Annotated in this window: 6 protein-coding genes; 2 read left to right on the forward strand and 4 right to left on the reverse strand. The window is 59.7% G+C overall.

What is annotated here, in order from left to right; translation table 11 throughout:
* Nucleotides 1-323 precede the first annotated feature (323 nt).
* Complete coding sequence (locus tag WA989_RS13405; protein WP_424340994.1) at nt 324-794, forward strand: SET domain-containing protein; 471 nt, start codon at nt 324-326, stop codon at nt 792-794.
* Between the two features lie 23 nt (nt 795-817).
* Here the strand turns inward: WA989_RS13405 and WA989_RS13410 are convergent, their stop codons facing one another.
* From WA989_RS13410 to WA989_RS13425, 4 genes are all read right to left on the reverse strand, one after another.
* Nucleotides 818-1,216 carry an MAPEG family protein gene (locus WA989_RS13410; RefSeq protein ID WP_424340995.1) on the reverse strand — a complete coding sequence of 133 codons (399 nt, stop codon included), beginning with the start codon at nt 1,214-1,216 and terminating at the stop codon, nt 818-820.
* An 87-nt stretch (nt 1,217-1,303) separates the two neighbouring features.
* Nucleotides 1,304-1,660: a RusA family crossover junction endodeoxyribonuclease gene (locus WA989_RS13415; protein WP_424340996.1), complete on the reverse strand. Its 357-nt coding sequence runs from the start codon at nt 1,658-1,660 to the stop codon at nt 1,304-1,306.
* 2 nt (nt 1,661-1,662) lie between these two features.
* Entirely contained in the window at nt 1,663-1,977 is a 315-nt protein-coding gene (locus WA989_RS13420; RefSeq protein WP_424340997.1) for a ribosomal protein L7/L12, read from the reverse strand.
* A gap of 49 nt (nt 1,978-2,026) precedes the next feature.
* Nucleotides 2,027-3,712: a hypothetical protein gene (locus WA989_RS13425; RefSeq protein WP_424340998.1), complete on the reverse strand. Its 1,686-nt coding sequence runs from the start codon at nt 3,710-3,712 to the stop codon at nt 2,027-2,029.
* Between the two features lie 292 nt (nt 3,713-4,004).
* Between WA989_RS13425 and WA989_RS13430 the strand changes: the two genes are divergently transcribed.
* Nucleotides 4,005-4,389, forward strand: a 385-nt coding sequence (locus tag WA989_RS13430) for a TonB-dependent receptor plug domain-containing protein (protein ID WP_424340999.1), incomplete at its 3' end; no start/stop codon positions are given.

The following is a 4,389-nucleotide window of genomic DNA, read 5'->3' on the forward strand; positions in this document are numbered from 1 at the left end:
CTGCGCCCGCTTTTCATCGGCCCGGCCAAGGTCGAGGCGAAGATTTTGAAGTTCGGCAAGACGGTCTGCTTCTCCGAAGCCCGCTGCCTCGAACCGGACGGCAAAGTGGTCGCCACGGCGACTGCCACCGCCGCGCCGAAGCCCTTCAAGCGGTTCTGAAAAGGCAATCAGTCTTGGGGTTGATCATGATCAAGACCGGTTTGATTATTTAACTTGAATAATTTCCAATCGGGGGCATTTAGCGAAGTTGCGCGACGCCAGCGCGGGCAAAACCCTGATGTCCTTCCGGGCGGCGACCCGGTCCTTTCAGGAGTCTGCCGGCCATGATGCTGGTTCCCTGCTACCTCGCCGCTTCCAACATTGAAGGCCTCGGCGTCTATTCCCGCGAACCGATCATGAAAGGTCAGCTGATCTGGCGCTTTGATCCACGGATCGACCGGATGATTTCCCTCGACAGTTTTTCAGATGCTGATGAGCGCCTGTCGAACTTTCTCAACCGCTACACTTATGTGCCGCATTTCGACCGGACCGTCTGTATCCTGGACGGCGATGAGGGTCGCTATATGAACCATAGCGAGACCCCGAACACCGATTTCTCATCAATCGATGCAGGTTATGCCTTGCGCGAAATACCTGCCGATGAAGAGCTGATCTGTGACTATCGCGAGTTCGACATGACTGCTGATCACATGATGGCTTCAATCAGCCCGCTTGGACGGCAGCTATCTCTGGACGCCGTTCGCCTCATGACCGCCAATAGCCCGGCCAGCGCAAATGGTCAGCTGGGCCATTAGGCCTGTTTTCGGGGCGAGCGCGTCTAGAGCGCGCTCGTCGCGCAGACATAGAGCACCATCAGCGTGCCAACCAGACCGACCGTCCAGACCACGGTCCGGATAACCGGAACACCGAGAAGATAGATCGGCGCATAGGCGAGCCGTGCCCAGAAATAAAGCGCCGCACCTAGCGTCGTCAGCGAGTTCGACAAGCCGGCCGTCTCGACGATCAGGATCGCGAAGCCGAAGATGACGAGACCTTCGATATGGTTGGCGATTGTCCGCTTTGCCCGGCCGCCAAACACATTCGGTTTGGCTGGCTCGTCACGCGGCCCGAGGCCGTAAGACATGCCGTTTGCGACAACCGTGTTCGTTGCCTGAGCGACCAGAAGTCCGATCAGGATCACGATCGATCCGAACAGATAGAGTAGTTCCTGAGACACGCGTTTTCCTCCCGCAGCCATGATCAGAGCCGCGAGCCTAATCTGCTTCGCCAGGCCTTGTCATTCCCTAAGAAATAACCAGTGAATTCAATCCATTGCCTCGACGCGCATATAGATGCCTTCGCGCTCACCCACGCGTCGCTCGACCAGAAGCCGCGCAACCTGATGATCATCGACAAAGGCATTGCCGGAGACGCTGTCGAGCAGCGCCTTGGCGAGATTGTCCAAGTCCATCCAGGGCGGGTCGCCTGTATATTCCATGACGATGTGGACGGCATAATCGCCGTGCCCGGGGCGAAGGGGGGTAAAGTCCTTGCGGAAGAACTCCCTGAGCAGCGGCTTGTAATACTTCGCCTGCGTCGTCAGCCCGAAGCAGCGCACTTCCAGCGCGCCCTCATCAGTGATCCGTGCGCGCACCTTGCCGTTCTTGATCCAGTTGTCCAAGGCTAGACCCGGTCCGTCAGGTCGCGCTCGCGCATGCGCGCCTCGACACCCATCTTTGCGTGTTTTAGGCCCAGCCCCGTTGCCCCGCGTACAATTCTGATCGCCTCGATCTTCTTGCGCGCATCAATCGCGGCATCGACCTGCATTTTCTGGCTCGGCGAAAGGGACGCCATGGCCGTCGAGATATCAGCCTTTTCGCTTTCGGTCGGCGTCCCGGATCCGCTGGCAATCGCGCCAAGCAGGAAGGCGATGACGGCGACAGTGACGATGGTGATCAACACCGCCGGATCGAAGATGGTGGAGAGATAGTCGTCCATGCTGCAATCCTAGCGCAGGCCGCCCGGAACGAAAACAATAACCCGCTCGTCAGCCTACCGGATTGAGCACGATGGCGTTCGCATCTCCATCCGAGCGCCGCCAGGTAACGCTGCCATCATCATTGATCGTGTAGGTGGCCGCGCCTCCAGCCGCGCGGAAAACGTTGGGCGAGAAGCCATCACGGCGATAGGTATGAAAGGCACCGGGGGCCGAGCCAACATCATGTGCCCGAACTTGCATCTGGTTGGGCCCCTGCATCACGAATTCATTGCGCCGCCCGCTATTGCTCGCGAACACGTAATACGAGCCGAAAACCTTGTCGTTTCCGATCGGCGGAGGAAACGCGCCAGTCACCTGCCCCGTACTTCCGCGGACATAGGAAATGCCGGTAAGGTCGCTGCCGATCCCGGCACCAGCCGTAATCGTGAAGCCAAGATAATCGCGCGCCGGATTGATGTCGCCGCCATGCGGGTCGTACCAGAAGCCAATAACCAGGCTTGGGCCGATCTGCTTACTTGGCTTGAGGATATCCAGGGATCTGGACGACAGGGCGATGCCGGCTTTCGCAGCTGACACAACATCGAGCGCGACCCCATGATAGTCTCCGCCGAGCGCGTTGTTGGGCGCACGCCAGCAGCCATAATTGACGCCGCCCGAAAGCCCGCCCCCGAGGGAGAAGCCGTATTCTGCGCCGCCATAGGCAAAGGCCGGACGCTGGCTGCCGGTGCGCCCTGCGACCGAAACATCGACCGCCATGCCGGTCTCAAGGGCGACATTCGCAATCGCGCCAGCCTGCGCGACCGCTCCCAGCGTCCAGGTCTGGTTCTCATCAGCAAAGCAGGGGTTCACTGCCGCCTCGACTTGCTGTTCGGCGTAGGACGCGGAATGGGGCGATTTCGCCTCGAGGCCGGATTTCAGTTCCTCATCCTCATTCATGACAAGCGCGCGCTCGATCGCCGCTGAAAGCTCAGGTCCCATCGCCGCAATCCGGTCCATCGCATCGCGGCGCAGGAGTTCTTTTGTGCTCGGAACGCATATCCCCTTGATGAAATGCTCTTCCAGTCCGTCATCGCAGGACTTGCGCAAGGTCGTCACCGGGCAAGGCTTGCCGCCCTCGTTGCCACACCGCGTGCAGGCGTTGAACGTCGACGGGTCTGTGCCTGTATTGGCATTGCGATACGTGCCGGCCGGACAGCTATAGCATCGCCCGGACAGGAGGTGGTTGAAAGAGCCGTCGGGGCATCCGCTTGGCGTGCCCTTATACTTTGCCCGTGAGCGCTGCACGCTGATATTGCGGAAACAGGCCCGTGAGCCCTTCACGGTTTCGACCGAGCGTGACCAGCCCCCACACGAATAGCATTTGCCAAGGCCAATATCGAGGAAGTAGCCGCTCGGGCAATCGGTCTTGATGATGCCGGTCGGGTTGCGTGGTCCTGAGGCGCGTTTGTACTCGCGCCCGCCGGGCCGCTCGCAGGCCTGCGCGCTATCCACGGCGAAGATCGTCCGTTTGGGGTGGCTTGAAGGGCAGGACCAGCAATCGCCGCGTCCGATATCGAGGAATGAACCGGGATAGGCCTGAGGACAACTTTGCGTCGCCCCCTCATAGACAGCCGGTTCAGCAGAGGCCGCCTGCCCACCTGCGAAGATAGTCAGTATGGCTATAACAAAAGTTAGAGCCGCCAGCTTAGCATAGCTCGCCCATTCGGCACGCTCCAGCGTGTTTCTCAAGTCCATGATATTCCCCCTCCCGCTCAAACAGCTTGTCAAAAGCCTGGAACACTTCGCCTGAACTTAACAACTCCATGGCGTTATATTCCATTCATGGCGGAATGAATTCGCCAAGTCACTCAAATTCATCGATTCAACCTTCTACCCGGCACGCGCCGATCACGCCGCGAAAGCTGAATTGAGCGTGACATTCGCGCCACAAATTCCGGTGTCGTCCGGACGTCACAAGACCGTCGCGTATCTGTCGCGAATCCCGAATACGAGCCCCGCAAACGCCACCAGAAAGCGGAGCCTCCCAATGAAAGCCTTCCTCTATCATTCCACCGCGCTTGCCCTGCTCGCCGCGCTGGCCGCCCCTGCGATTGCGCAGGAGACCAGCGAGACCGAACTTCGCCAGTCTACGGTCACCGTGACCGTCCAGAAGCGCGAAGAGAATCTGCGTGATGTCCCGGTCGCCGTCTCGGTCGTCGACCAGACGCTGCTTGATGATCTGGGTCTGGACGAGTTCAGCGATCTTGCGCGCTTTGTGCCGGGCTTCGAGGTCCAGGAGCAGAGCCCGAACAATCCCGGTTTCGTCATCCGCGGCATCACCTCCGACAGCGGCGAAGCGAATATCGAGCCGCGTATCGCCATCTTCCAGGACGGCGTCTCGCTGTCGCGTTCACGCGGATCCATCGTCGAAC

This window comes from Henriciella sp. (assembly GCF_049649345.1).
Classification (GTDB): domain Bacteria; phylum Pseudomonadota; class Alphaproteobacteria; order Caulobacterales; family Hyphomonadaceae; genus Henriciella.

Bases quoted from the DNA above. Each gene is read 5' to 3' on its own strand.
- WA989_RS13420 (WP_424340997.1), bottom strand. From the start codon at position 1,977: ATGGACGACTATCTCTCCACCATCTTCGATCCGGCGGTGTTGATCACC.
- WA989_RS13405 (WP_424340994.1), top strand. From the start codon at position 324: ATGATGCTGGTTCCCTGCTACCTCGCCGCTTCCAACATTGAAGGCCTC.
- WA989_RS13425 (WP_424340998.1), bottom strand. From the start codon at position 3,712: ATGGACTTGAGAAACACGCTGGAGCGTGCCGAATGGGCGAGCTATGCT.